A 25,137-nucleotide genomic window follows, 5' to 3' on the forward strand; every position below is an offset into this window, starting at 1 on the left:
AGACGGCCGGGGTTCATGCTACCAGTAGACCCCCTCTGCGGCGAGGAAGGGCGGCACCGGGTCGCAGCTGAGACGCGCGTCGAGCATCTGCTCGAAGTCGAGATCGTCGTCATCGATCCAGTCGTGGGTGGAGAGCAGGAACCACCAGACCTCGTGGGGATGGAGGAAGTGCTCGACATCCGGGATGTCGAACTCGTACCCGTGCGCGCGGAGGCACGGGGCTTGCCATCTCGCCGTCCATTCGTAGAGCAGAAGTCGCTCCGCGGAGGTGCCCTCGCGGTAGGTGCGCGGCGCGGGGGCCAGCCGATGTGCGCTCAGACAGCTGTTGATCGCCTGGGAGGCCGCGTCGTCGACGACCGCATTGCCGTTCTCATCGGTGAGCGGCGTTCCATAGGGCGCGTCGGGGTCGAGCATGCCGACGGAGATGTCGACGACCCCATCCTCGTTGTAGCCCATGCTGACGAGCGGCCTGCGGATGTCGACCCCGCACGAGGCCACCCACGGCCAGAACAGGTCCTCGGGCACGCGGTCGTCGGCGGATGCGGGCGTCACCGCGTGCGGTGCGTGGCCCGCCAAGCCCACTGCCACCGCGAGTGCGACAGCCGCGACGACCACCGCCCCGGCGACCGCCCTCATCCGTTCGCTGTGTCGCATCCGCTCATCTTGTCGAGAATTCGCCGTGGGGCTGGAGGGGGCCGGTTCCGGGGCCGCACGTGTAACGCACCTCGAGCAGCTCGTCGAAGTCATCACGTGAGGTCGGGCTGTAGTAGTTGCTCCAGGGCGCGCCTTCGGGCTTGGCGAAGTCACTGAAGCTGGGGATGTGCGACGGGAGTCGGTCGTGACCGGCTAGGCACGGAAGCATCCATCGCCACGCGTAGTCGTAGGCGATGAGCCGATCGACGCTCGACGACACGACGTCGCGGTACGCGAAGGGGGCGGACTCGAAGGTGAAGCCCGTCATGCAGGAGTTGATCGCTGCGGTGTACGCGTCGGCCGCCTCGGGGTCGGACCCGCCACCGAGCGCCGAGAACTCGACGTGACCGGTGGCGTCCATGCTGATCGCGAACCCGCCCTCCCCGTTCCACGGCGGCATGCAGGAGTGGAACGCCGCCATCGTGAGGTCAGCCGGCACCACATCAGGGTGCTGAGGACGCGCCACCGCTCGGCTTCCGTGCACGACGAGAACCGTCGTGACCCCGCAGGCGGCCACCGCCAGGAGCACCGCCCCGAGGCAGGCGACCATGCGTTCGCGCCGTCGCATGAACCCATTGTCGCGCGTGCAGCGCCGGATGCGATGGCGCGGTCGCGCCGCCTATGCTGACGGCATGAGTTCCGACGACAAGCCGGGTGCCGCTTCCGAAGAGACCAAGCGCAAGTTCCGCGAGGCGCTCGAGCGCAAGAAGCAGCAAGCCCAGGATCGCCCGGGGCACCTCGACGGCGAAGGCACGGTGCATGAAGCTCACGGCCGGGCCGAGAAGAAGCGCGAGTTCCGCCGCAAGTCCGGCTAGGCCGGCCACCCGTCGGGTCCTGTCGACCCCGCCGGGTACTCCTCGAGCGGCACGTCGCCGCGCCTCCAGGCCTCCTGCACGGGAGCGATGATGCGCCAGCACTGCTCAGCGGCGTCACCGCGCACGGCCAGCGTCGGATCGGTGTCGAGGATGCCGGCGAGCACCTCCGCGTAGGCGCGCTGCGCTCCGAGACCGAGGTCGGCCTCGAGCACGGCGCGGTGCAGGGCGAAGGGATCCGCGCCGCCGTTGACGTTGAGTTCGACGGCGAGCCGGTCGGGCCCGAGCGAGAACCGCAACACGGTGCCCGGCGCGTCGCCGGTCAGCCCCGTGGGCACGTGCCGCACGGGCTTGATCCGCACGACGATCTCCCGCGCGGGATCCCCGAGTGCCTTCCCCGAGCGCAGGGTGATGGGAACGCCCGCCCAGCGGGCCGTGCGCACCTCGCACACGATCTCGGCGAGCGTCTCGGTGCCACGCGAGGCATCCACGCCGGGCTCGTCGACGTACGACGGCATCCGGCGCTCCCCCACCGTGCCCGCCGTGTAGCGTGCGCGACGCGACGAGGCAGCGGGGTCGTCCTTCCAGATATGGGTCGCACGCAGCACTGCGGCCGTCGCGTCGCGCAGGTCGATCTCATCGAGTGTTGCGGGAGGCTCCATCGCCACGATCGCGAGCACCTGCAACAAGTGGCTCTGGATCATGTCGACGAGCGCGCCCGCGCCGTCGTAGTACCCCGCTCGCCCCTCCAGTCCGAGCGACTCGTCGTAGCGGATGCTGATCGACTCGATGTCACGATGCGACCAGATGGGTTCGAAGATGCGGTTCGCCGTGCGCGACCCGATCACGTTGAGCACGGTGGAACGTCCGAGGAAGTGGTCGACCCGGAAGATCTGCGACTCGGGAACGAGCCGGCGCAGCGTGTCGTTGAGCTCGCGCGCGCTCCGCTCGTCGGTGCCGAAGGGCTTCTCGAGCGCGAGCATCGTGCCCGCGGGCAGGTCGGAGGGGTCGATCGCGGCGCACGCCGAGGCCGTCACCGCGGGCGGCAGCGCGAAGTAGAGGACGAGCGGGCCCTCGGATGCCGCATCCACGATCGTGCGGATGCCCTCCGCTTTCGACGCGTCGATGACGAGAAACGGCCCGAGTGTCACCCGATCAAGCGCATCCTCGGCGCCGACCGAACTGAAGGTGTCGGTCACCCGTTGCCGCCAGGCGCCGTCGTCCATCGCCGTGCTCCCGGCCCCGATCAGGTGCACCGTGCGGTCCCGCTCCTCCATGAGGAGCTCGCCGAGGGCGGGCAGCAGCAGACGCCCGGCGAGATCGCCCGACGCACCGAGAATGGCCAGTGTCGTCTCCGCGTTCATGTCGGCGACGCTACTCTCCCGGTTTTCAGCCTCACCTGTGAGAATGGGTCGAATGGCTTCACCGATCGAGGACTACGCCCTTCTCAGCGACTCGCGCACGGCCGCTCTCGTCTCACGTGATGGTTCGATCGACTGGCTCTGCCTGCCCCGATTCGACTCGCCCTCCGCCTTCGGCGCCCTGCTGGGCGACGAGGAGCACGGATGCTGGCAGTTGCGACCCAGCGACCCCCAGGCCCGCGCGACGCGCGCCTACGACGACGGCACCTTCACGCTCGTGACCCGGTGGGAGTGCGCCGACGGCGTGGCCGAGGTGCACGAGCTGCTCACCGTCACCGACGAACGCCGCGCGGGATCGCGAACCTCCGACCTGGTGCGGCACATCGTGGGCATCTCGGGAACCGTGGAGTTCACTCACAGCATCCGCTTCCGCTTCGCCTACGCACGTTCCGTTCCCTGGGTGCGGCAGCGACGCGGGACCGCGGTGCCCGAGATCATCGCGATCGCCGGTCCGGATGCGATATCGGTGCGTGGTGCCGCGCTGAAGGCCGACGACCACGTGCACCGCGGCACCTGCACCGTCGGCGAGGGCGACACGGTCGACCTCGTGCTCAGCTGGCATCCCTCGGCAGAGCCCTCGCCCCCGCCACTCGACGTCGACGACGCGATCGAGCAGACCCGGGTGTGGTGGCAGAGCTGGGCCGATCGCATCGATGCGCCACCCGAGTACCGCGAGCAGGTCATGCGGTCGCTGCTCATCCTGCGGGCCCTCACGCACCGCGACACGGGAGGCATCGTCGCGGCGGCGACGACCTCGCTGCCCGAGCAGTTCGGCGGCGTGCGCAATTGGGACTACCGCTTCGTGTGGCTGCGGGATGCCGCCCTGACGCTCGAGGCGTTCCTCGCGCACGGCTTCCTCGGCATCGCCGAGCACTGGCGGATGTGGCTGCTGCGCGCCGTCGCGGGCGACCCGGGTCAGTTGCAGATCGTCTACGGCATCGCGGGCGAGCGTGACCTGTGGGAGCGGGAGCTCGAGTCGCTTCCCGGCTATCAGGGCGCCTCCCCGGTGCGCATCGGCAATGATGCGGCGCGCCAGTACCAGGCCGACGTGATCGGCGAGGTGCTCGTGGCGCTCGACGTGGCGCGCGAGGCGGGGCTCGAGGAGACCGAATTCTCCTGGCCCCTGCAGCGTTCGCTGCTGCAGAAGGCGCTCGACCGCATCGACGATCCCGACAACGGCATCTGGGAGATCCGCGGCGAACCGCGCATGTTCACCCACTCCCGGGCCATGATGTGGGCCGCGTTCGACCGCGGCGTGCGCGCCGTGCAGCGACACGGCCTCGACGGCCCCGTCGAGCTCTGGGAGAAGACCCGCGACCGCCTGCGCGACGAGATCGATGCGCACGGCGTCTCGGCGGAAGGCTACTTCACGCAGAGCTACGGCTCCGACGAGGTGGATGCGTCGTTGCTCGTGCTGCCCATGGTGGGCTTCTGCGACGCCGAAGACCCTCGGATGCTCGCGACGGTCGCCGAGATCGAACGCACCCTGGTGCGCGACGGGCTGGTGCACCGCTACCGCACGAGTTCGGGAGTCGACGGCCTGCCGGGCGACGAGCATCCGTTCCTCGCCTGCTCGTTCTGGCTCGTCGAGCAGTACGCGGCGAGCGGGCGGCGCGACGATGCGATCGCGCTCATGGACCGCGTGTGCGCACTCGCCAACGACGTCGGGATGCTCTCGGAGGAGTACGACGTGGAGGAGCGTCGCCATGTCGGGAACACGCCGCAGGCGCTCTCCCACCTCGCACTCGTGCAGGCGGCCGACTCGCTCGTGGGCAGCGGCTCCCCCAGCCGCCACGCACCTCGGCTCGCCCGAAGCCGAGCTGATCGTTCTCGCGAAGCCTCGGCTACTCGCCGGCCAGACCGCCCAGCAGGTGGCCGAACGAGCGTCCCTCGCCGAGGAACGCATCCGGGTCGAACGGGTCGACGACCGCACGCGGCTCGCGAGCCGCGATCGCTGCCGCAAACTCCCGCGCACCCCGCTCGACGCGGGCACCGAGCGGCTTCACGTCATCCGCCTGGGCACCCCAGTCGCTCGACGCCGCGAAGACGCCGGTCGCGACGGGCTCGGCGTGCAGGTAGGCGAACAGCGGACGGATCGCGTAGTCGATCGCGAGCGAATGCCGCGCGGTTCCCGCGTTGGCGCCGATCAGCACGGGCATGCCCGTGAGCGCGTCGGGGTCGATCACGTCGATGAACGACTTGAACAGGCCCGAATAGCTCGTCGAGAAGATCGGGGTGACGACGATGAGCCCGTCGGCCGACACGACCCGGTTGATGGCGTCCTCGAGGGCGGGCGGCGCGAAGCCGGCGAGCAGGTTGTTCGTGATGTCGTGCGCGAGATCGCGCAGCTCCACCACGTCGACGGTCGCCTCGATCCCGCGCTCACGCAGTTCGGCCACGGTGGCCGACGACAAGCGGTCGGCGAGCATGCGGGTCGACGAGGGGTTCGAGAGCCCTGCGCTCACCACGGCGATGCGCCGGGTCATGACACGGTCTCCTTCCGAGTTGCGGCGACGCCGAAGGCGGAGCCACGAGGTTCCTGCGTGGCGACGCCCGCGGGAGTGTCCTGGTACGGGCCGCCGACGGTCAGGTTGTTGCCGCCGGCGGAGGTGGGCCGAGCCTGGCGGGTCCGACCGTCACCGTAGACCGCGGCGACGCGCGCGGCATGGGTGGGCGCGTCCGGCACCTCGGCCGGGCGGTTCTCGGCGAGCTCCTTGCGGAGCACCGGCACGACCTCCGAACCCAGCAGGTCGAGCTGCTCGAGCACGGTCTTGAGCGGCAGACCCGCGTGGTCCATGAGGAAGAGCTGGCGCTGGTAGTCGCCGTAGTGCTCGCGCATGGCGGCGTAGCGGTCGATCACCTGCTGAGGCGAGCCGACCGTCAGCGGCGTGAGCTCCTGGAACTCCTCGAGCGAGGGGCCGTGGCCGTACACGGGCGCATTGTCGAAGTACGGACGGAACGCGGTGACCGCATCCTGCGAGTTCTTCGCGATGAACGCCTGCCCGCCCAGGCCCACGATCGCCTGCTCGGGCGTGCCGTGTCCGTAGTGGGCGAAGCGCTGACGGTAGAGCGTGATGAGACGCTGGTAGTGCTCCTTCGGCCAGAAGATGTTGTTGGCGAAGAAGCCGTCACCGTAGAACGCGGCCTGCTCGGCGATCTCGGGCGTGCGGATCGAGCCGTGCCACACGAACGGCGGCACGCCGTCGAGGGGACGCGGGGTCGAGGTGAAGCCGTTGAGCGGGGTGCGGAACTTGCCCTCCCAGTCGACGACGTCCTTCTCCCACAGCTCACGCAGGAGCGCGTAGTTCTCGATGGCGAGCGGCAGGCCCTGCCGGATGTCCTGACCGAACCACGGGTAGACGGGACCCGTGTTGCCGCGGCCCATCACGAGGTCGACGCGACCACCCGTGAGGTGCTGCAGCATCGCGTAGTCCTCGGCGATCTTCACCGGGTCGTTGGTGGTGATGAGCGTCGTGGCCGTCGACAGGATGAGGTTCGTCGTCTGGGCCCCGATGTAGGCCAGCGTCGTGGTCGGCGAGCTCGAGAAGAACGGCGGGTTGTGGTGCTCGCCGATGGCGAAGACATCCATGCCCACCTCCTCGACATGCTTGGCGATCGTGACGATGTCGCGGATGCGCTGGGCCTCGCTCGGTGTCTCGCCGGTCGTCGGATCGCGCGTGATGTCGCTCACGCTGAAGATGCCGAACTGCATCTGGCTCATGGGGTTCCGTCCACTCCTGTTTTTCCATGCGTTTGCATTGATACCCGATGAAACCGGAGAGCGCCCGCGAGTATTCCCGGCATCCAGCGCACGTCCCGCTGCTCCCCTAGCCTGGAATCATGGCGACCGTCGAACTCACCCGCAGCACCTTCGAGAACACCGTCTTGGAGGGCGACATCGTGCTCGTCGACTTCTGGGCGGCCTGGTGCGGACCGTGCCAGGCGTTCGGCCCGGTCTTCGAGGCCTCGAGCGAGAAGCACCCCGACATCACCTTCGCGAAGGTCGACACGGATGCGGAGCAGGAGCTCTCCGGTGCGCTCAACATCCGCTCCATCCCCACGCTCATGGCGTTCCGTGACGGTATCGGCGTGTTCTCGCAGGCCGGGGCGCTGCCGGGTCACGTGCTCGAAGACCTCATCGGGCAGATCCGTGCCCTCGACATGGATGAGGTGCGCGCGCAGATCGCGGCCGCCGAGTCGGAGCTCGCCGAGTAGCTACTTGAGCGCGCCCATCAGCAGCACCACGCGGTAGCCCTCGCGCTTCTGCTCGATCCGCGCCGGGATGCGCGCCTTGAGCCCCTTGTCGTCCAGACGACGCAGGTTCTCGTCGATCACCGACTCGAGGCCGCGTGGCACCATCCCGACGGGGCCGCTCACTCGGCGCCCCGTGAACAACCGCACCTCGATGGGGGCGTCCTGCCCCTCGGCCTGCAGCGTGCGCGGGGAGATCGCGGTCTCGATACTCGTCTCGCCCGACGCTGCGAGTTCGCGCAGCTCGTCCTGGTAGGGGTTCGAGTTCGCCAACACGATGGTGACGCGCTTGTTGCGCGGTGCGAGGTTGTATACGTAGTCGTCGAAGCTGCCGAAGCCGCGGTCCTCGCGTGGAAGGCTCGTGTCGACTCCCCGGCGGCGGAACAATCCCATGACGGGATGCTATCCCGCCGCGGGCGTCGACTCGGCACGCGTGCGGGTCTCCACGACGAGCGAGATGACGACCGTCACCGACAGCCAGAGCAGCCCGAGCACGACAAACTGGCCGTCGTCGTACAGGCTCGGGATCGCGATCGCGGTCAGTGTGATCGCGAGCAGTTGCGCCGCCGAGGCCCCGAGCAGGCCGATGCCGCGCTGGGCCGGATCGGAGCTCGGCGGCGGCAGGAAGAGCAGCAGCGCGGCAAGGATGCCGAGCACGAGCAGCCACCTGCCGACCCCTGACCACGCGACCGGCAGCAGCCACCCCGCGTGCACGGCGATGAGCGGCACGATCGCCAACCGCAGGATGAGCGCGGAGCTCGCGAGACCGGGGCGCACGAAGACCGCGCCGGCGAGGCCGGTGGCGAACACGACGAGCAGGAGCATGATCTGCACGGGCGTCGCCGGGAACCCCGCGATTCCCGGCGGAAGCTCGACCCCGGCGGCCAGCAGCGCCCCCTGACCCGTCGCCGGCAGCAGGTAGACCGCGGTGACGGCCGCGAGCACGCGCGCCGATGTTCCCCGCAGCCACGGAAGCAGCGCCACGAGCGCGAGCACGAGCACGCCGGCCGCCTTGATCGCGGGCACCGCATCGATCCACGCGAGGGGGAACGAGGCGGTTCCGGCCGCGACTGCTACGAGGAACACGCCGAGGATCACCGCGGATCCGATCACGAGTTCGGCGTTTCCGACCGCGGCGAGCCCCGCCGCGATGCGCCGCTCGCCCAAGCGACGCAGCGGTCGTCGACTCGAGGCCGCCCCGACGGCCGCGATGAGGCCGGCCACGATCGCCGCGTGCAACCACGACAGGGGCGACTCCTTCGCGAACGGACTCCACAGTGTCGGATCGGGCTCGGCGAAGAGCTCCCGCAGCACGGTGAGGCGCAGCACCACGACCGCGACGACCACGAGCGTCAGCGCGAGCACGGCGCCGCGCGGCATCCGGGTGTCGAAGAGGAACGAGACGGCCCGCGTGCGCGACTCGGCGGCCCGCTGGATGCCGTAGTAGCTTCCGAAGGCGGCGAACGCCGCGGCGAGCCCGAACAGCACCGTCCACGACCAGTCGTAGGCGACATCCGCGAACTGGGTCACGGCGATCACGAGCCAGCAGACGAAGGCGAGGGCGCCGCTCAGCGCGGCGCGGCGACGGGAAGGGCGCCCGAGGTGTGCCACGAACTCGAGAGCGACGAAGGCGGCGCCCGCGAGCAGGGCCGGCACCACGACACGGTCGGCGGTGAGCGCGAGCGCCGGGAACACCGAGACCGCCAATGCCACCTCGCGACGCACACGCGAGGTGTCGTCCGTGCTCGCCGCCTGACGCAGCAAGGCGAGCACCGCGCTCGAGGCCGCGAACATCCCCGCGGCCACGAGCAGCAGCGCGCGCAGCCAGGCCGGAGCGAGGAATCGGTCGAGGATGCGAGCGGCCTCCCCAGGCTCCACCGCCACCTCGTCCGCGAGGCCGGGCACGAGCAACACGACGGCGACGACGCCCGTCAGCACCCAGCAGCACACGATCCACGGACGCACCGCCACCGGCACGCGAGCCAGGCGAACGCGGTCCACACGCTCGTGCGCGAACTCCGCCACGCGAGCCCTGGCTCGCGACGCATCCGCGCTCATGCGGGTGAGATTAGCGGGGAACGGCTCCGCCCGCGACGGCGAGTTCCGGCCCGGGCGGAGGTGCCTGTTGCGCCGCCGTGGCCTCGAGCTCGAGCTGAGCCACGGCGCGGCAGCACACGGCGCAGACCGCCGCGATGAGGCCGTGCCGACACTCCTCCATGTGATGAGTGTGCGCGGGGGATGGGAACGTGACCATCCCCAAGAGGGTGCCCCGCGCGACGGGGGTAACGCGCGGGGGAACGACGAAGGCCGCCACCTCTCGGTGACGGCCTTCGAAGAAGAAGTTCGCGTTGTCGATCGACGCTTTCGCCGTTGTTACCGGCGAAGCCCCAGTCGCTCGATCAGCGAGCGGTAGCGCGCGATGTCGATGTCCTGGAGGTAGCCGAGCAGCCGGCGACGCTGGCCCACGAGCAGCAGGAGCCCACGACGCGAGTGGTGGTCGTGCTTGTGCTCCTTGAGGTGCTCGGTGAGGTCCTTGATCCGCTTGGTGAGGATCGCGACCTGCACCTCGGGGGATCCGGTGTCTCCGGGGTGGGTGGCGTACTCGTCGATGATCGCCTTCTTGACGTCTGCATCCAGTGCCATAGAGGGATCCCCTTTCTCTCGTTGCGCGGTGCTCCCCACCCGATGCGGGGGCTCTCTCGATCCGCGGCCGTTTGACGGCAACCTGCCAATCCTAGCAGAGCGGATGCGCGCTCAGCGCAGGGCGAGCACGAGCGTCAGCGCGAACGAGAGGGTCACCAGCAGTGCGAAACACGCCGAGATCGCGATGCCGGCAACCGCCCACCCACGCCGCCGCAGCATCCCGTCGGCGGTGTCGCGGATGCCGCGCACGCCGAAGCGGATCGACGCGGTCGCGAGCGCGCCGACCGCGATGAGCTTGATGGCCTCGAGGAAGAGCGCGGCGTCGATCAGCCGAGCCGCGTCCGAGACGACGAACACGGCGGCGAAGGTGAGCCCGCCGACCACGACGTTCGCCGCGATCACCAGGAAGGCGAACTGCAGGCTACGGGTGGCCGCCACATCCGCGGGGCGACGTCCGGCACGCGCACCGATCACGACCCGTGCTCCACAGTGCGCGCAGAACGGCTCGTCGAGACTCGACGGGGCCCGGCATGCCGGGCAGGCGAGGCCGCCGCGCACGCGCTCGACCGTCGTGCCGAAGGGCAGACGGGCCGTGGGGGCAGCAGCCGTCATGCCCCCCATTGTGGGGGCACGAGGTCATGGGAGGCAAGCCGTCTGGGCGAACGCTCAGCGGCCTCCGTCCCGCGCGTCCCGGCGGCGCATCGGAGGTGTTTGTCAGACTGGAGCGCGTGATCGCTGCCCGCCTGCTCGACGTCCTGCTCGTGCTCGTGCTGCTCGTGTACCTCGGCGAGGGATGGCGCAACGGCATCCTGCGCAGCGTGAGCGCGATTCTCGGGGTGGCCGCCGGGGGCATCGCGGCGTTCTTCGCGGTTCCCCTGTTGGCGGCAGCGATCCCCTCCCCGACTGGCGCATCGGGATCTCGATCGCACTCTCGGTGCTGCTGCTCATCGGCGGACACCTGCTCGGCGTCACGATCGGCGCGGCGTTGCGGGGGCGGCATCCCGAGAATCCGCGACGCGACCGAGATCTCTCGACGCCTGAACGGCTTCTCGGGGCGGTGGCCAACCTGCTCGCCGCGGCTCTCGTGGTGACGCTCGTGGCCAGCAGCGTCGCCCAGCTGGGTGTTCCCGTGCTCTCACAGGCCGTCAAGCGCTCGATCGTCATCAGCACGATCGACCGGCTGACGCCGACCCCCATCGCCGAGGGGATCGCGCGCGTGCGTGCGACGATCCTCGAGTACGAGATCCCGACGATCGATGAGAACCTCGGCGGTGTAGCGCAGGGACAGAACCCGCCCCAGGTCGACACCTCCACGAACCCGCTCGCGGATGCCGCGCGTTCGGTGGCGCGCATCAGCGGAACCGCCTACGCCTGCGGCCAGAACCAGTCGGGCAGCGGATTCGTCGTCGCGCCCGAGCGCGTGGTCACCAACGCGCACGTCGTGGCGGGCGTCGACAGCCCGATCGTCGAACTCCCGGACGGACAGGCGCTCGACGCGCGCGTCGTGTGGTTCGATCCGAACGCCGACGTCGCGATCCTCACGGTGCCAGGGCTCGAAGCCGCTCCGCTCGCCCTCGCAGATGTGGGGATCGGCGACGAGGGCGTCGTGGACGGCTATCCGCACGGCGGCCCCTTCATCTCGACGCCCGCCGAGGTGCTCGCGATCTCGAACGAGCGCGTGGCCGATATCTACGGCGAGACCTCGAACGTTCGCGAAGTGGCGACCCTCGCGGCCGATGTGCAGCCGGGCAACTCGGGTGGGCCGCTCATCACGCTCGACGGGCGCGTGGCGGGCCTCGTCTTCGCGCGCAACTCCGAACACGCGAACCTGGGCTATGCCACGACGATCACGCAACTCGAGCCACTGCTCGACGACGCCCGCAGCCTCACCACCCCGGTGAAGCCCGGTCACTGCGTCGTGGGGTGACTTAGGCGGACTCGCGTCGCCGCATGTACCACTCGGTGAAGTGGCGCGCGCGTCCATCAGGCTCCAGCTCGATGAACCAGATGTTGTCGTACAGCCGCCCCTCGGTGTAGTCGACGGTCAGACGGACGATGCCCAGATCGCCGTCGACGGCGACGACGCGACTCGTGTAGCTGGTCTCGCCGGGTTGGTCGGCGTTCTCGATCCACTGCGACACGATCTCGTCGTGGCCGCGCCAGGGCGGCTCCGACGGCGCCGTGTAGTACTCGGCGTCGGGCGTGAAGAGTGCGCGGATGTCGTCGGGGTCGTTCGATTCCCACGCCGTGCGATAGCGGGCGACCCACTGTTCGATGCTCGTGCGATCGGTCATGCGCCCTGTCTAGTCTCATCCGCCGACATCCGCGAGGGTTGACGCCCGGCGCGACCGGGTGCACCCTGGAGGTAGATCAACTCATCGCCCAGAAGAGCCGGAGTCATCGACCCGCCACTGGGCGATGAGTCTGTCGGGCGGCATCCGGTTCAATGGGGTGATGACCGCCACCACGAGCTGGAACCTGACGCCTCTGACCGAGCCGTTGAGCCGCGAGCAGGTGCGTGCCTGGCGCCGGGAGCACCGCGCGGTGCGGTTCTCCGCCTCCCCTGGGCGGCACTCGTCGTGGTGCCGATCGCGCTGATCGCCGGCGGGATCCTCGCGATCACGACGCGTGGGTTCACGGCGCTGCCCGCAGGGTCGTTCTTCTCGATCCTCGCACCGCTGTTCATGCTCGTGGTCGCGGTCGTCGTGATCGCGACGACCGCGCGGAGCGGACGGGGCAGCTCGGAGCGGCTCATGCGGCTGGTCAGGTTCGCCGAGCTCAACGGCTTCACGTTCTCGACGCGCGACGCCGAGCCGAACTACCCGGGCATGATCTTCCGCATCGGACGCGGACGACAGGCTCTCGACCACATCGTGCGCCCGGCGCCGCGCTTCCTCGACATCGGCAACTTCCGCTACACGACAGGTTCGGGCAAGAACAAGAAGACCCGCACCTGGGGCTTCATGGCGCTGCACCTCGACCGCCGGGTGCCGCACATGCTGCTCGACGCGAAGGCCAACAACTTCCTCGGCAGCAACCTGCCCGCGCATTTCTCACGCGACCAGGTGCTGTCGCTCGAGGGCGACTTCGACCGTCACTTCACGCTGTACTGCCCGCGTGAGTACGAACGGGATGCCCTGTACGTCTTCACTCCCGACCTCATGGCGCTGCTCATCGACGAGGCGGGAGCGTTCGATGTCGAGGTGGTCGACGACTGGATGTTCGTCTACGCCTCGGCTCCGTTCCGGATGGGCGATGGGCCGCAGCTGCAACGCATGCTGCGCATCGTCGACACCGTGGGCGCGAAGACCGTCGACCGCACCGACTTCTATGCCGACGAGCGCATCGGCGACCGGCGCATCAACCTCGTGGCGCCTCAGGGAGCGCGCCTGCGTCGAGGCATCCCGTGGGCGACCATCCTCATCACGGCGATCGTCGTGGCGGTGTGGTTCGGGATGTCGTTGGTGCGCTGACGCCGCCCTCGCTCACACTCCGGCCGGGCGTGTGGCCGACATGAGTGCCTGACGCGACGCCGTGAGCTTGGCGAGCAGCTCCCGCTCGTCGGACTGCGCCCCCACCTGGTCACGGCCGGACACGATGCGCTGACGGGTGAACGCGAGCCGCGTGGCGTCACGGATGTAGCTCTTCATGAGGATCGCGTGCCCGTTGCTCTTCGCCCAGGTCATCGCCTGCTTCCGACCCGCGCCGGTGCCGAGAGTGGCCACCTCATCCGGGCTGATCCATCCCGCCGCCGCGTACTCGGCGAGGCGCTCCTGGGTGAGCTGGGCCTCCCGCTTGCGCAGCTTCACGACGAGCACGATCGCCCCCGCGAAGAGCGGCACCTGCACGACGACGTAGAGCAGGAACCAGCCGATGAGGCCGAGGTACGAGGTGCCGTTCCACAGCGCGTGCAGCGCCATGGCGCCGATGAGTCCCACGAAGAAGCCGCCGACGCCTCCCCCGACGCTCTTGCGCCCCCACCAGCCGATGAAGAGGCCCGTGACGGCGGTGAACATCACGTGCGCGAAGGGCGACATGACCCCGCGCACGAAGAAGGTCAGGGCGATGTCGGTCGACACGATCCCGCCCGAGGCCATCGACTGCGCGAAGTAGAGGATGTTCTCGGTGAAGGCGAAGCCGCCCGCGATCGTGGCGGCGTAGACGATGCCGTCGACGGGACCGTCGAAGTACTTGCGTGCGATGAGGAAGATGAGCAGCACGCCGAGACCCTTGGCCAGCTCCTCGACGACAGGTGCCTGCACGACGGTGCCGAGCACATCCCCGACATCCGGGCTGATGCCGAGCATGTAGTCGGTGAACTGCGCCGCGATGTCGACGATGAGCGCGATCGCGACCGACATGATCGCGCCCCAGAGGAATCCGAAGACCAGCAGGCCCCGGGGTTCGGGCTCCCAGCGGTCGATCCACAGCACACCGAAGGCCACGGCGACGAGCGGTAGCAGCGCGAGGAAGCCGCCCGCGATGAGAAGCACCGGGCCGAGCGCGAGGAACAGGTAGCCGAGCAGCGCGATGCCGAAGATGCCGATCACCACGAAGCCCGCGATCGCCCATCCGAACAAGGCGTTGCGTGGCCGGGCCGGCTGCTGGAAGGCGGGCTGCGGCGGCAGCTGCGTCTGCGCCTGCACCTCGGCGGGTGCCGCGGCGGGCTGGGGGCGTACGGGTTCGTGGTGGATGGCAACGACATGCGGACACCCTACCGATCCGCGCGGTCCGATCGAGGCAGGCGGTTACTTCTGCTGTTCGCGCAGAATCGCGAGTGCGCGCGTGACCCGATCGCGCAGCCCCGGCACGTTCTTGCGCTGCGGGATGCGGGCGCGTTCGAGAAGGGCGACCACCTCGGCTCGCTGAGCGGCGCGCACCGCGTCGATGGCCTCCTGACGCACGACCGAGGCCCGCACCGCGACGATGAACGCGGCGATCGCGAGGCCCGCACCGACGATGGCCAGCACGGCGAAGGCGATCTCGCCGTCGGCGAAGGCGGCGATCGACGCGGCGACCCCGATGCCGAGCACCGCGAGCAGTGCCACCAGCCGCAGCGTGGGCGCGGCGGCCGAGCGCCGGGCGAGGGAGCGATCGGCCTCGGCGAGCCGCGTGTCGAACTCGGCGAGCTCCTCCGCCTCGAGCTGCAGGATGGCGCGGTCGCGCAGATCGCGGCGGATGCGGGCGTAGGTGGGCCGGTTCTGACGCACGACCGCGAGCACCGACACCGTACCGATCGCGAAGGCGATGAGCGCGATCACGAAGAGCAGCGCGAACGCGGCCCCCGGGCGCGCGAGGTCGAACAGCGCGCGGGCCGCGGCATCCACTCCGAAAGCGACGAGCACGGCCGAGATCGCCGTGACGGCCATCGTCCAGGTCAGCTCGCGCACGCTCGAGCGCGTGATCGTCTCGGGGTCATCCGTGTCGCGCACGCGACGCGCGTCGATGAAACCGGTGATCGCGTCGCCCACCTGGAGGGCGAGGATGGCGGCCTGGAGGATGAGAGCGACGACGAGCAGCGGAACGAGATCCACCCTGCGACCCTAACGCAGCCGACATTCCGCTCGGCGTTCGCACCGACGCGGCGGGCCGCGTGGCCCTACGCCGTCGGCGCGTCGATCGCGCCGCCGAAGCGACGCGTGCGCTGCCCGTAGACCTCGATCGCCCGCCACAGCTGCTCGCGGCTGAAGTCGGGCCAGAGCGTGTCGAGGAACACCATCTCGGCGTAGGCGCTCTGCCACAGCAGGAAGTTGCTCGTGCGCTGCTCGCCCGAGCTGCGCACGAACAGGTCGACGTCGGGCATATCGGGGATGTACAGGTGCCGCGCGATCGTCTTCTCGCTGATGCGATCGGGGCTGAGCCGCCCGGCGGCGACCTCGCGCGCGATGCCGCGCACGGCATCCTGCAGTTCTGTGCGCCCCCGTAGTTGACGCACATCGTGAGGGTGAGCGTGTTGTTGTGCGCGGTGAGCTGCTCGGCGAAGCGCAGCTCATCGATCACCGAGCGCCAAAGACGCGGAGTGCGGCCCGCCCAGCGCACCCGCACGCCCCACTCGTTGAGCTGGTCGCGGCGTCGGTGCAGCACGTCGCGGTTGAACCCCATGAGGAAGCGCACCTCGTCGGGGCTGCGCTTCCAGTTCTCGGTCGAGAAGGCGTAGACCGAGAGGTGCTTCACGCCGATCTGGATCGCGCCGGCCACGACATCCAGCAGCGCCGCCTCGCCCGCCTTGTGCCCCTCGATGCGCGTGAGGCCCTGGCGGTTGGCCCAGCGGCCATTGCCGTCCATGACGATCGCGACGTGCGCGGGAACCGCGGATGCCGGCATGGCGGGCGGGTGCTTGCCTGTCCAGTCGAGCGGGACGAAGTCGACCGCGTCGCGGTGGGTCTTCTCGACGGGGGCCACACGACGACCCTACGGCGTCTGCGCGGGGTCGGCACTGCCGACTCTGGGCAGTGGGCCATCGGCGGGAGCAGCCGCCCCAGCGGTGGGAGCAGCGGCGGGCTCGGGCGGCGAAGCGATCACGCGGCGGGAGCAGCCGCACCATCGGCGGGAGGAGCCGCGAGCGCGGACGGCGAAGCGATCACGCGGCGGGAGAAGTTGCTCCCGCCGCCTCCCCGGTTCGCCGCCCGGTGATCGCGCGACGGGTGCGACCGTCGGCCGCCGCCTCGTCGCCCCTCACGTGAGGTACCCGGGAATCGTGCAAGTTGGTCGAAATCCGGGCCCGATTCGATCAAGTCGCACGATTCTGCGGCACCTCCTCGAACTCGGTGCTGTTGTGCAGGAGTTCGCCGTTGTGCAGGACATCTCGGTCTGTTCTGCAGGAACGGACGTGGCGAAGCCCGGTATTCCGGCGCACGCGAATCTCTGTCGCGCGGGGTTTCCTGCACAACAGCAGGGTTCCTGCACAACAGCAGGGGGCCCGCGGCGGCGGCTACGCGATGGTGCGGTCGACGTGTTCGAGGGAGCGCAGGCCGCGCTCGAGATGGAACTGCGTGTAGGCGGCTGCGACGCCGGATGCCTGGGCGCGCGTGCGCTCGTCGGCGGCATCCGCGGTGGCCCAGTCGCCCGCGAGGAGCGCCGCGAGCAGTGCCAGGGTGGAGGGATCCAGGCGCGGTGACCCGGGAGGCGCTGCGGCATCCGACACCACTCCCCGAGCTGCACGACGAATGCCGAGTGCGGGCCGGGTTCGCCCGTGACGGCGCAGTCGACGAAGCTCGGCGCCCATCCGGCGATCGACAGGGCACGCAGCAGGTAGGAGTCGAGGGTGAGCCCGGGTGCGTGCTCCCCACGGCTCAACGAGCGCAACGCCCCCACGAGCAGGAGGTAGTGCTGCAGCCCCGCCTCGTGCTCGGTGAGGCGGTCGGCGGTCTCGACCATGGCATTCGCGGCCGTGAAGCGCGCGTAGTCGCCGGCGATGTCGCCGCCGTACGAGCCGAGCATCTCGGCCTGCTGCACGATGTCGAGGCTGCGGCCGATGTAGCACTGCACGTCGACGACCATGAACGGCTCGAGCCGAGCACCGAACCGCGAGCCCGTGCGCCGCACGCCCTTCGCGACGGCGCGCAGCTTGCCGTGCTGCCGGCTCAGCATCGTGACGATACGGTCGGCCTCACCCAGCTTGTGGGTGCGCAGCACGACGGCTTCGTCACGGTAAACAGGCACGCTCCATTGTGCCCCGCAGGTCTGACATCCGGCCGGATGTCAGCGGCGACGCGCGCATTCCGCAGCCACAAGCAACCAGATCCAACCGGCGAACCACGCGACGGCGAGTGCGAAGAACAGGATGGCACTCCACGGAGCGGACGCAGCCGCCGGAATGAGCGGATTGGGGTTGTCGCCTGACCCTGAGGTCGTCACCGTCGCCACGGAGTAGAAGGGCACCAGCATGAGGAACACGCCGCCCGAACCGAGCGCCGTCAGCAGGGTGCCGACCACCTTGTGCCGCAACTGCCAGTTCGCGGCCATCCACAACATGACGAGTCCGATGATCGAGCCGAGCACCGGAATGAGGAAGCCGCCGATCGAACCGAGCACTACCGTCGCCACCGAGTACCACGCGGGGTCGTTTCGGCGGGCGGCCTTCGGTTGCGACAACTCCGCACGAGCGCTCGCAGCCACGAAGGCGGGGGCGCCGATCGCACGCAACCTCTCGGCGGCATCCGCGTCGCTCATTCCGGCGAGTTCCTCGCGGATGCCGTTCACAAGGCCGTCGCGGATCGCGGGGTCGACGTCGAGGAGCAACTCGTCGAGTTCGGTCAGATACTTCTCGATCGCGGTCACGATGTCTCCTCCGGGGTGATGTATCGCTCGACGGAGGTGGTGAACAGGATCCACTCTCCGCGGAAGATCTGCAGAGTGCGCCGGCCGGCATCCGTCAGTTCGTAGTAGCGGCGCGGCGGGCCCGACTCCGACGGGACCTCGTAGCTCGTGACCTCGCCGCGCTCGCGCAGTCGCGCGAGCACGGGATAGAGCGTGCCGATGCTGGCGATGATCGCGCCATCGGTGATGAGGCGGTCTGCGAGCTGCCAGCCGTACATGGGCTCGCGCGCAAGCAGCCCGAGGATGCAGGCCTCGACCACGCCGCGCCGCAGTTGCGTCGCCTGGTCACTTGCCGCTGTCATGCGTCACATGCTACTGGCTGACTAACATGCAGCGCAAGATAGCTAGGTGGGTCGCCCCACTGAGATCCGCCGGATGTCAGCGGCGACGCGCGCATTCGGACAGGATGGACGCATGGTGCCGGACACCGCCCTCGCGACCTTCGAGAGCGTGCGACCGCGCCTGTTCGGGATCGCGTATCGGATGATGGGCACGGTCGCCGAGGCCGAGGACCTCGTGCAGGAGGCCTGGCTGCGCTGGCAGGGCGCCGACCACGAGCGCGTCCGCGAGCCGGCGGCGTTCCTCGCGACCACGGTGACCCGGCTCGCTCTGACCGAACTCGATTCGGCACGCGCCCGCCGCGAGCGCTACGTCGGCTCGTGGCTGCCCGAGCCCGTCGACACCTCCGCGGATCCGGCGCTCGGAGCCGAGCGCGCCGAGGCGCTCTCGTTCGCGGTGCTCCTGCTGCTCGAGCGCCTCACGCCCACCGAGCGCGCGGCGTACGTGCTGCATGAGGCCTTCGACTACCCGTACCGACGCATCGCCGAGGTGCTCGAGACGAGCGAAGCGAACGCGCGGCAGTGGGGCTCGCGGGCGCGCGCCCATCTCGAGCGCGCACGCGCGGCATCCGTCACCGACGCGCAGCGGGAGCGCCTGCTCGCCGCATTCCTCGCGGCCGCTCAGCAGGGCGACCTCGAAGCTCTCGAGGCCGTGCTCGCCGACGACATCGTCGCGGTCTCCGACGGCGGCGGCGTGGTGCAGGCCGCTCGCAGACCTGTCGCAGGGCGGCACAACGTCGCGCGGTACCTGCTCGGCGTGCTCGAGAAGTTCGCGGCCGACCTCGAGAACGTGCCGGCGCTCTACAACGGGGAGCTCGCCTTCGTGAGCCTGCGCGGCGAACAGCCGATCGCCGTGTGGACCCTCGACATCGCGGCCGACGGCATCCGCGGCTTCTACAACGTCATGAATCCGGCGAAGCTGTCACGAATCGAGGTGCCATCCGGTCACAGGGGGTGAAGCCCGAGAAAGGACCCTCATGCTCATCCTCGTCACCGGCGGCACCGGCCGCCTCGGCCGCCCCACCGTCGAAGCGCTCTGCACCCGCGGGCACGACGTGCGCGTGTTCAGCCGCCGACCCGGCGACGGCCACGCGGTCGGCGACCTCACGACGGGCGCGGGACTCGCCGACGCGTTGGTGGGTGTCGACGCGGTCGTGCACCTCGCCACCACGCGCCGAAAGGACATCGGCCAGACGCGGATGCTGCTGGATGCGATGGCCGGCACCGGCGCACACCTCGTGTTCATCTCGATCGTCGGTGTCGACCAGGTGCCCTACGCGTACTACCGCGACAAGCTGGCGAGCGAGCAGGCGATCGAGTCGTCCGGCATCCCGCACACGATCATCCGGGTGACGCAGTTCCACGGGTTCGTCGCGGAGTTCCTCGACGCGCAGCGACGCCTGCCGGTGACGTTCGTCGTGCCCGCCTGGGTGCAGACGGTTCACATGCCCGAGGTGGCCGAGCGCCTCGCCGAGCTCGCCGAGGCAGCCCCGTCGGGGCGCGCAGCCGACTTCGGCGGACCCGAACTGCTGTCGCTGCGGCAGCACGCCGAGCAGTGGCAGCGCGCGCACGGCATCCGGCGCCCCATCTGGTCAGTGCGACTCCCTGGCGCATTCGCCCGCGCGGTGCGCGAGGGCAAGCTCGCGAGCGGCCTGCCGGGCGCTGGTCGCGTCACCTTCCGCGAGTACCTCGCCCTGGAGCACCCCGAGCGTGCTACGAATGGGGCGTGACCGACGCCTTCGTGATCCCGTTGTGGATGGACCTCGTCGCGGTCGCGATCGGCAGTCTGCAGGGGGCGGCGTTCGCAGCCCAGTTCCGTGACCGGCGGCTCGACCTGCTGGGCGTCGCGATCGTAGGCATCGCGACCGGCTTCGGCGGCGGCATCCTGCGCGACCTGCTGTTGAACCAGGTGCCGCTGGCCCTGCAGAGCAACTGGTACCTGCCGGTGGCGACGGTCTCCGCGTTGCTCGGGATGCTGCTGCAGCGGCTCGTGCACCGGCTGAGCGTGACGATCAACGTGCTCGACGCCGTGATGCTCGGCCTGTTCGGCGCGCTCGGCACGACGAAGGCGCTCGCGTTCGGGCTGCCGGTGGTTCCGGCGATCTTCGTGGGCGCCGTGGCGGCCGTCGGCGGCGGCATCCTGCGCGATCTGCTGCTGAACCTGCCCATCTCGATCATGCAGGTGGGCTCGCTCTACGCCGTCGCCGCGATCGTCGGGGCGACGACGCTCGCGGTGCTCGACGGCTTCGGTGTCAATGCACTCGTGGCCGGCATCGTGTGCGTCGTCGTGACCTTCGGGGTGCGCGTGCTCGCGGTGGCGTTCCACTGGACCCTGCCCGAACAACGGCACCTGCCGACGGGCGCCATCCGCATCGTACGCAGGCCACGGAAGGATGCCGACTGAGGTGGCGGATGGGGCCCCTTCCGCGAGCGTGAGGGGGCCGCTGCTGCACCTCAGCTCACGCCCACGCGTGCGTGACTGACCGCGAGAGTACGTGCTTCGGGGCCCTTGTGGGGCCGTCTTCGCGCAGAAGCACGTACCCTCGCGGATTCGGTGCCTTCGGGAGGACGACGCGCCGCCGACGCGCCCTCGTGGGGCGCGGGCACGGCGGGCCGTCCTCCCGAAGGAGCTGGAGGGCCGCTCAGACGGCGGCGAGTTCGCGGTCGCCGGTCTCGGTGCGCACGGCGCGGTTCACGGCAGACACGACGGCCTTGAGCGACGCGGTCGAGATGTCGGCGTCGATTCCCACGCCCCACAGGCGCTTGTCGCCCACCTGCAACTCGACGTAGGCCGCGGCCTGCGCGTCGCCGGATGCGCTGAGGGTGTGCTCGACGTAGTCGTACAGCTTGATGCCGTGCCCCTGCGTCTCGAGGATGCCGAGGAACGCCGCGATCGGACCGTTGCCCTCGCCGTGCGTCTCGGTGACCTCGTCACCGACGCGCCAGCGGATGTCGAGGCTCACGGTGCCGGTCAGCTCGCTCGCCGTGCGGGTCGAGAGCAGTTCATAGCGACCCCACTTGTCGTCGTGGGCGTCCGCCGGCAGGTATTCGTCCTGGAAGACCTCCCAGATCTGCTCGCTCGTGACCTCGCCGCCCTCGGCATCCGTCTTGGCCTGCACGACCTGGCTGAACTCGATCTGCAGCTTGCGCGGCAGGTCGAGGGCGTGGTCGGTCTTCAGCAGGTAGGCGACGCCGCCCTTGCCCGACTGCGAGTTCACGCGCACGACGGCCTCGTAGCCGCGACCCAGATCCTTCGGGTCGACGGGCAGGTACGGCACCGCCCACTCCAGGTCGGCCACCGGCGTTCCGGTCTCGGCCGCGCGGGCATCCATCGCCTCGAAGCCCTTCTTGATGGCGTCCTGATGCGAACCCGAGAACGCCGTGTAGACCAGGTCACCCGCCCACGGGCTGCGCTCGTGCACCTTCAGCTGGTTGCAGTACTCGGCGGTCACGCGGATGCTGTCGAGGTCGGAGAAGTCGATCTGCGGATCGATGCCCTGGGTGAACAGGTTGATGCCGAGCGCGACGAGGTCGACGTTGCCGGTGCGCTCGCCGTTGCCGAAGAGGCAGCCCTCGATGCGGTCGGCGCCGGCCTGGTAGCCGAGTTCGGCCGCCGCGATCGCGGTGCCGCGGTCGTTGTGCGGGTGCAGACTCAGGATGACGTTCTCGCGGTGGTTCAGGTGGCGGCTCATCCACTCGATCGAGTCGGCGTAGACGTTCGGCGTCGCCATCTCGACGGTGGAGGGCAGGTTGATGATGACCTTGCGCTCGGGGGTGGGCTCGAACACCTCGAGCACCTGGTTGCAGACGTCGACGGCGAACTCGAGCTCGGTGCCCGTGTAGCTCTCGGGCGAGTACTCGTAGTAGACGTTCGTGCCGGGAACGGTGCTCTCCAGCTCGCGACACTTACGGGCGCCGGCGAGGGCGATGTCGATGACGCCCTGCTTGTCGGTGCGGAACACGACGTCGCGCTGCAGCACGCTCGTGGAGTTGTACAGGTGCACGATGACGTTCGCAGCGCCGCGGATCGACTCATAGGTGCGCTCGATGAGATGGTCGCGCGCCTGGGTCAGCACCTGGATGGTGACGTCGTCCGGGATGAGCTGCTCCTCGATGAGCTGCCGCACGAAGTCGAAGTCGGTCTGGCTCGCCGAGGGGAAACCCACCTCGATCTGCTTGTAGCCCATGCGCACGAGCAGGTCGAACATGATGCGCTTGCGCTCGGGGCTCATCGGATCGATGAGGGCCTGGTTTCCGTCGCGCAGATCGACCGCGCACCACATGGGTGCCTTCTCGATGTGCGTGTCGGGCCAGGTGCGATCTGGCAGCTCGACGCGGAATTGCTCGTGATACGGGCGATACCGGTGGATCGGCATCGACGAGGGCTTCTGGGTGTTCTTCATGTCTCTGGTTCTTCCGTCTGGGAATGGTCAGCCAACGACAGACTCCGCGACGGGGAAGGCCTGAGAGTTAGGCCCCGTCGCGGCAGCTAAGAAGAAGCAGGCCGAAGCGCACGGAATCAGGGTAGCACCGCGCCCATCCGGCATGCGACGAGACGCCCGAATGAGGGGCACCGCACCTGAGCATTCGGCGCTAATCTGACGCCACCACCACCGGAGGACCTGTGCACCGTCGCCTCACCGCCGCCCTCGCGGGCGTCGCCCTGCTCACCCTGTTGAGCGGATGCGCGCTGCCGCTGCCGATCCCGAAGGGGCCGGTCGAGGTTCCGGAACCGATCCCTGCCGATGCGGCCGTCGAGGTCGGCTCCTGCTATGCCGCCTTGACGGTGCGCGCGCTCGACCAGGACGACCGCGTCTCGTGCGGTGCCGCGCACTATGTCGACATCATCGGGTTCGTGGAGTGGCCCGAGATGGAATCCCTTGTGGCCGAGGGCAACGCGCGCCAGGTGTGGGAGGAGCTCTCGGGCTACTACGGCATCGCGGGCGACGCCCACCGCTACGACCTCTGGACGCGCGACGCCTGCGGCGACGCGATGCGCGAACTGCTCGGGTGGGATGGCATGCAGGTGAGCGGCGTGGCGGCACACGACCTCCGGCTGCTCCCCGGAGGCAACTTCACGGTCGAATCGGTGCTCGCGGACTCCGCGGGCTTTCGCGGCGGGGACCACCGCGTGCGGTGCGTCGTGAGCTGGTTCGACCCGGTCACCTATCCTCGCTCCGACCTCACGATCGCGAGCCTCTTCGATCGCGACTTCCCCGCGCGCGCACGCGACTGCTACACCGCCGATGAGGAGGGCTACCTCGACATCACTCCGTGCGACCGGCCCCACACCGACCAGACCATGCTCACCTTCGACGCCCTCGGCCTGTTCGACGAGGACTTCGTGCTGCGCGCGGCCGATCTGGATGACGACGCGTTCGCCGAGGCGAGCCGCTTCTGCGAGGCGGCGGTTCGCGTGGCCTACGGCTCCTGGAACGCGAACGACTACTTCGCGTGGGGAACGAGCTACGGATCGGAGGACTGGACGGTGCTCCGCGACGACGTCGATCCCGAGGGCTACTACCCCTTCGGCTGCCTGCTCTCGACGACCGCGGGCGTCACGATCGATGACCTCGTGGAAGGCGGGGGCGGCGTCGGCTCCTGACGTCGGCCGACACCCGGCGACAGCGCGCGACAGCGGCGTGACAGCGCCCGCGGCGCATCCTCGGATGCATGACCACTTACGCCATCGAGGCCCACGGCCTCACCAAGAGCTTCGGCTCGACCCAGGCGCTCGCCGGTGTCGACCTCGAGGTGCCACCGGGGCGCGTTCTCGGGGTGCTCGGACCCAACGGGGCCGGCAAGACCACCGCTGTGCGCATCCTCGCGACCCTGCTGCGCCCCGACTCGGGAACCGCGCGGGTCGGCGGCCACGATGTGCTCGCCGACCCCGCCGCGGTGCGCCGCACGATCGGTCTCACCGGTCAGTACGCGAGCGTCGACGAGGATCTCACCGGGGTCGAGAACCTCGTGATGATCGGCCGCCTGCTGCAGTTGAGCTCACGCGACGCGAAGGCCCGCGCCGCCGAGTTGCTCGAGCGCTTCGAGCTCTCGGATGCCGCACGTCGCCTCGCGAAGACCTACTCGGGCGGCATGCGTCGTCGGCTCGATCTCGCCGCGAGCCTCGTCGGGCACCCGAGCGTCGTCTACCTCGACGAGCCCACCACCGGCCTCGACCCCGCCAAGCGCGACGACGTCTGGTCGATGGTGCGGCAGCTCGTGGCCGACGGCACGGCCGTGCTGCTCACGACGCAATACCTCGAGGAGGCCGACGCCCTCGCCCACGAGATCACCGTGATCGACCACGGGCGGGTCATCGCCCACGACACTCCTCTGGGCCTCAAGTCGCAGCTCGGCGGGCAGACCCTCGTGGTGCGCCCCGAGGATGCCGCCCAGCTGCCGCGCGTGACCGCGCTGCTGGCGGAGGTCGGCACCCGCGCACCCGAGCATCCGTCCGACGACCAGGTTTCAGTGCCCGTCGCCGGAGACGACGCCCTCGTGCGCACCGTCGCCCGTCTCGCCGAGGAAGGCATCGCCGTGACCGAGCTCGCGCTGCGGCTGCCGAGCCTCGACGAGGTCTTCTACGCCCTCACCGGCCGCGTCGAGACCACCGACGCGTCCCTCGAAACGGAAGGAGCGGCCGCCTGATGGACGCCGTCA

General features: G+C 69.7%; 26 protein-coding genes and 3 pseudogenes. 11 read left to right on the forward strand and 18 right to left on the reverse strand.

Features of this window, described 5'->3' with window-relative positions:
* Positions 1–18: 18 nt before the first annotated feature.
* Together QQK29_RS16460 and QQK29_RS16465 are read right to left on the reverse strand one after the other, a co-directional pair.
* Positions 19–654 (reverse strand): hypothetical protein, encoded by a 636-nt coding sequence (locus tag QQK29_RS16460; RefSeq protein ID WP_284301703.1) that lies wholly within the window; start codon positions 652–654, stop codon positions 19–21.
* Positions 655–658: 4 nt separating this feature from the next.
* Entirely contained in the window at positions 659–1,261 is a 603-nt protein-coding gene (locus QQK29_RS16465; RefSeq protein ID WP_284301704.1) for a hypothetical protein, read from the reverse strand.
* A gap of 64 nt (positions 1,262–1,325) precedes the next feature.
* Here QQK29_RS16465 and QQK29_RS16470 point away from each other — a divergent pair, with 64 nt between their 5' ends.
* Positions 1,326–1,508, forward strand: coding sequence for a DUF5302 domain-containing protein (locus tag QQK29_RS16470; protein WP_284301705.1), 183 nt, complete (start codon positions 1,326–1,328; stop codon positions 1,506–1,508).
* Here the strand turns inward: QQK29_RS16470 and QQK29_RS16475 are convergent.
* Entirely contained in the window at positions 1,505–2,869 is a 1,365-nt protein-coding gene (locus QQK29_RS16475; protein ID WP_284301706.1) for a glucose-6-phosphate dehydrogenase, read from the reverse strand. The genes QQK29_RS16470 and QQK29_RS16475 overlap by 4 nt on opposite strands.
* Before the next feature lie 52 nt (positions 2,870–2,921).
* Between QQK29_RS16475 and QQK29_RS16480 the strand changes: the two are divergent.
* Positions 2,922–4,718: pseudogene (locus QQK29_RS16480) on the forward strand (glycoside hydrolase family 15 protein); the annotation flags it as partial.
* A gap of 52 nt (positions 4,719–4,770) precedes the next feature.
* Here QQK29_RS16480 and QQK29_RS16485 read toward each other — a convergent pair.
* Together QQK29_RS16485 and QQK29_RS16490 are read right to left on the reverse strand one after the other, a co-directional pair.
* The gene (locus tag QQK29_RS16485) at positions 4,771–5,412 is read right to left on the reverse strand and encodes an FMN reductase (protein ID WP_284301707.1); all 642 of its coding nucleotides are present in this window, start codon (positions 5,410–5,412) and stop codon (positions 4,771–4,773) included.
* Entirely contained in the window at positions 5,409–6,638 is a 1,230-nt protein-coding gene (locus QQK29_RS16490) for an LLM class flavin-dependent oxidoreductase (RefSeq protein WP_284302005.1), read from the reverse strand. The genes QQK29_RS16485 and QQK29_RS16490 overlap by 4 nt, the downstream gene beginning before the upstream one ends.
* Before the next feature lie 128 nt (positions 6,639–6,766).
* On the opposite strand from QQK29_RS16490, the gene trxA reads away from it, so the two are divergent.
* A complete protein-coding gene (gene trxA, locus QQK29_RS16495) occupies positions 6,767–7,141 on the forward strand; it encodes a thioredoxin (protein ID WP_284301708.1) in 375 nt (124 codons plus the stop codon).
* Here trxA and QQK29_RS16500 read toward each other — a convergent pair whose 3' ends face one another.
* The 5 genes from QQK29_RS16500 to QQK29_RS16520 all read right to left on the reverse strand — a co-directional run bounded on the left by QQK29_RS16500 (position 7,142) and on the right by QQK29_RS16520 (position 10,432).
* On the reverse strand, positions 7,142–7,570 hold the full coding sequence (locus tag QQK29_RS16500) for a hypothetical protein (RefSeq protein ID WP_284301709.1): 429 nt from the start codon (positions 7,568–7,570) through the stop codon (positions 7,142–7,144).
* A gap of 9 nt (positions 7,571–7,579) precedes the next feature.
* Positions 7,580–9,154 carry a hypothetical protein gene (locus tag QQK29_RS16505; protein ID WP_284301710.1) on the reverse strand — a complete coding sequence of 525 codons (1,575 nt, stop codon included), beginning with the start codon at positions 9,152–9,154 and terminating at the stop codon, positions 7,580–7,582.
* A gap of 91 nt (positions 9,155–9,245) precedes the next feature.
* A complete protein-coding gene (locus tag QQK29_RS16510; protein WP_284301711.1) occupies positions 9,246–9,395 on the reverse strand; it encodes a hypothetical protein in 150 nt (49 codons plus the stop codon).
* Between the two features lie 155 nt (positions 9,396–9,550).
* Positions 9,551–9,820 carry a 30S ribosomal protein S15 gene (gene rpsO / locus QQK29_RS16515; protein ID WP_259477861.1) on the reverse strand — a complete coding sequence of 90 codons (270 nt, stop codon included), beginning with the start codon at positions 9,818–9,820 and terminating at the stop codon, positions 9,551–9,553.
* 111 nt (positions 9,821–9,931) lie between these two features.
* Positions 9,932–10,432, reverse strand: a complete 501-nt coding sequence (locus tag QQK29_RS16520; RefSeq protein ID WP_284301712.1) for a zinc ribbon domain-containing protein — start codon at positions 10,430–10,432, stop codon at positions 9,932–9,934.
* A gap of 181 nt (positions 10,433–10,613) precedes the next feature.
* On the opposite strand from QQK29_RS16520, the gene QQK29_RS16525 reads away from it, so the two are divergent.
* Entirely contained in the window at positions 10,614–11,747 is a 1,134-nt protein-coding gene (locus QQK29_RS16525) for a MarP family serine protease (protein WP_284301713.1), read from the forward strand.
* 1 nt (position 11,748) lies between these two features.
* On the opposite strand, the gene QQK29_RS16530 is transcribed toward QQK29_RS16525, so the two are convergent.
* Positions 11,749–12,114: a nuclear transport factor 2 family protein gene (locus tag QQK29_RS16530; RefSeq protein ID WP_284301714.1), complete on the reverse strand. Its 366-nt coding sequence runs from the start codon at positions 12,112–12,114 to the stop codon at positions 11,749–11,751.
* Positions 12,115–12,274: 160 nt separating this feature from the next.
* On the opposite strand from QQK29_RS16530, the gene QQK29_RS16535 reads away from it, so the two are divergent.
* Together QQK29_RS16535 and QQK29_RS16540 are read left to right on the forward strand one after the other, a co-directional pair.
* Entirely contained in the window at positions 12,275–12,418 is a 144-nt protein-coding gene (locus QQK29_RS16535; protein WP_284301715.1) for a hypothetical protein, read from the forward strand.
* The gene (locus QQK29_RS16540; protein ID WP_284301716.1) at positions 12,403–13,293 is read left to right on the forward strand and encodes a hypothetical protein; all 891 of its coding nucleotides are present in this window, start codon (positions 12,403–12,405) and stop codon (positions 13,291–13,293) included. The genes QQK29_RS16535 and QQK29_RS16540 overlap by 16 nt, the downstream gene beginning before the upstream one ends.
* Before the next feature lie 12 nt (positions 13,294–13,305).
* On the opposite strand, the gene QQK29_RS16545 is transcribed toward QQK29_RS16540, so the two are convergent.
* The 6 genes and pseudogenes from QQK29_RS16545 to QQK29_RS16575 form a co-directional block, all read right to left on the reverse strand.
* Complete coding sequence (locus QQK29_RS16545; protein ID WP_284301717.1) at positions 13,306–14,466, reverse strand: PrsW family intramembrane metalloprotease; 1,161 nt, start codon at positions 14,464–14,466, stop codon at positions 13,306–13,308.
* A 102-nt stretch (positions 14,467–14,568) separates the two neighbouring features.
* Positions 14,569–15,354: a hypothetical protein gene (locus QQK29_RS16550; protein ID WP_284301718.1), complete on the reverse strand. Its 786-nt coding sequence runs from the start codon at positions 15,352–15,354 to the stop codon at positions 14,569–14,571.
* Between the two features lie 65 nt (positions 15,355–15,419).
* Positions 15,420–16,144: pseudogene (locus QQK29_RS16555) on the reverse strand (isoprenyl transferase).
* A 607-nt stretch (positions 16,145–16,751) separates the two neighbouring features.
* A pseudogene (recO, locus tag QQK29_RS16565) lies at positions 16,752–17,482 on the reverse strand (DNA repair protein RecO).
* 39 nt (positions 17,483–17,521) lie between these two features.
* Positions 17,522–18,100, reverse strand: coding sequence for a hypothetical protein (locus QQK29_RS16570; protein ID WP_284301719.1), 579 nt, complete (start codon positions 18,098–18,100; stop codon positions 17,522–17,524).
* Positions 18,097–18,441 carry a PadR family transcriptional regulator gene (locus tag QQK29_RS16575; protein WP_284301720.1) on the reverse strand — a complete coding sequence of 115 codons (345 nt, stop codon included), beginning with the start codon at positions 18,439–18,441 and terminating at the stop codon, positions 18,097–18,099. The genes QQK29_RS16570 and QQK29_RS16575 overlap by 4 nt, the downstream gene beginning before the upstream one ends.
* Before the next feature lie 112 nt (positions 18,442–18,553).
* Here QQK29_RS16575 and QQK29_RS16580 point away from each other — a divergent pair, with 112 nt between their 5' ends.
* From QQK29_RS16580 to QQK29_RS16590, 3 genes are read left to right on the forward strand one after another with little or no spacing between them, the layout of a single operon-like run.
* Positions 18,554–19,435 carry an RNA polymerase sigma-70 factor gene (locus tag QQK29_RS16580; protein ID WP_284301721.1) on the forward strand — a complete coding sequence of 294 codons (882 nt, stop codon included), beginning with the start codon at positions 18,554–18,556 and terminating at the stop codon, positions 19,433–19,435.
* Between the two features lie 19 nt (positions 19,436–19,454).
* The gene (locus QQK29_RS16585) at positions 19,455–20,207 is read left to right on the forward strand and encodes an SDR family oxidoreductase (RefSeq protein WP_284301722.1); all 753 of its coding nucleotides are present in this window, start codon (positions 19,455–19,457) and stop codon (positions 20,205–20,207) included.
* Positions 20,204–20,881, forward strand: coding sequence for a trimeric intracellular cation channel family protein (locus QQK29_RS16590; RefSeq protein ID WP_284301723.1), 678 nt, complete (start codon positions 20,204–20,206; stop codon positions 20,879–20,881). Before QQK29_RS16585 ends, QQK29_RS16590 begins: the two co-directional genes overlap by 4 nt.
* Positions 20,882–21,119: 238 nt before the next feature.
* Here QQK29_RS16590 and leuA read toward each other — a convergent pair whose 3' ends face one another.
* Positions 21,120–22,880, reverse strand: coding sequence for a 2-isopropylmalate synthase (gene leuA / locus QQK29_RS16595; RefSeq protein ID WP_284301724.1), 1,761 nt, complete (start codon positions 22,878–22,880; stop codon positions 21,120–21,122).
* 221 nt (positions 22,881–23,101) lie between these two features.
* On the opposite strand from leuA, the gene QQK29_RS16600 reads away from it, so the two are divergent.
* Together QQK29_RS16600 and QQK29_RS16605 are read left to right on the forward strand one after the other, a co-directional pair.
* The gene (locus QQK29_RS16600) at positions 23,102–24,082 is read left to right on the forward strand and encodes a septum formation family protein (protein ID WP_284301725.1); all 981 of its coding nucleotides are present in this window, start codon (positions 23,102–23,104) and stop codon (positions 24,080–24,082) included.
* 68 nt (positions 24,083–24,150) lie between these two features.
* Positions 24,151–25,125, forward strand: coding sequence for an ATP-binding cassette domain-containing protein (locus tag QQK29_RS16605; protein ID WP_284301726.1), 975 nt, complete (start codon positions 24,151–24,153; stop codon positions 25,123–25,125).
* The last annotated feature ends 12 nt before the right edge of the window (positions 25,126–25,137 follow it).

The organism is Homoserinibacter gongjuensis (genome assembly GCF_030161875.1).
In the GTDB taxonomy this organism is placed as follows: Bacteria; Actinomycetota; Actinomycetes; order Actinomycetales; family Microbacteriaceae; genus Homoserinibacter; species Homoserinibacter gongjuensis.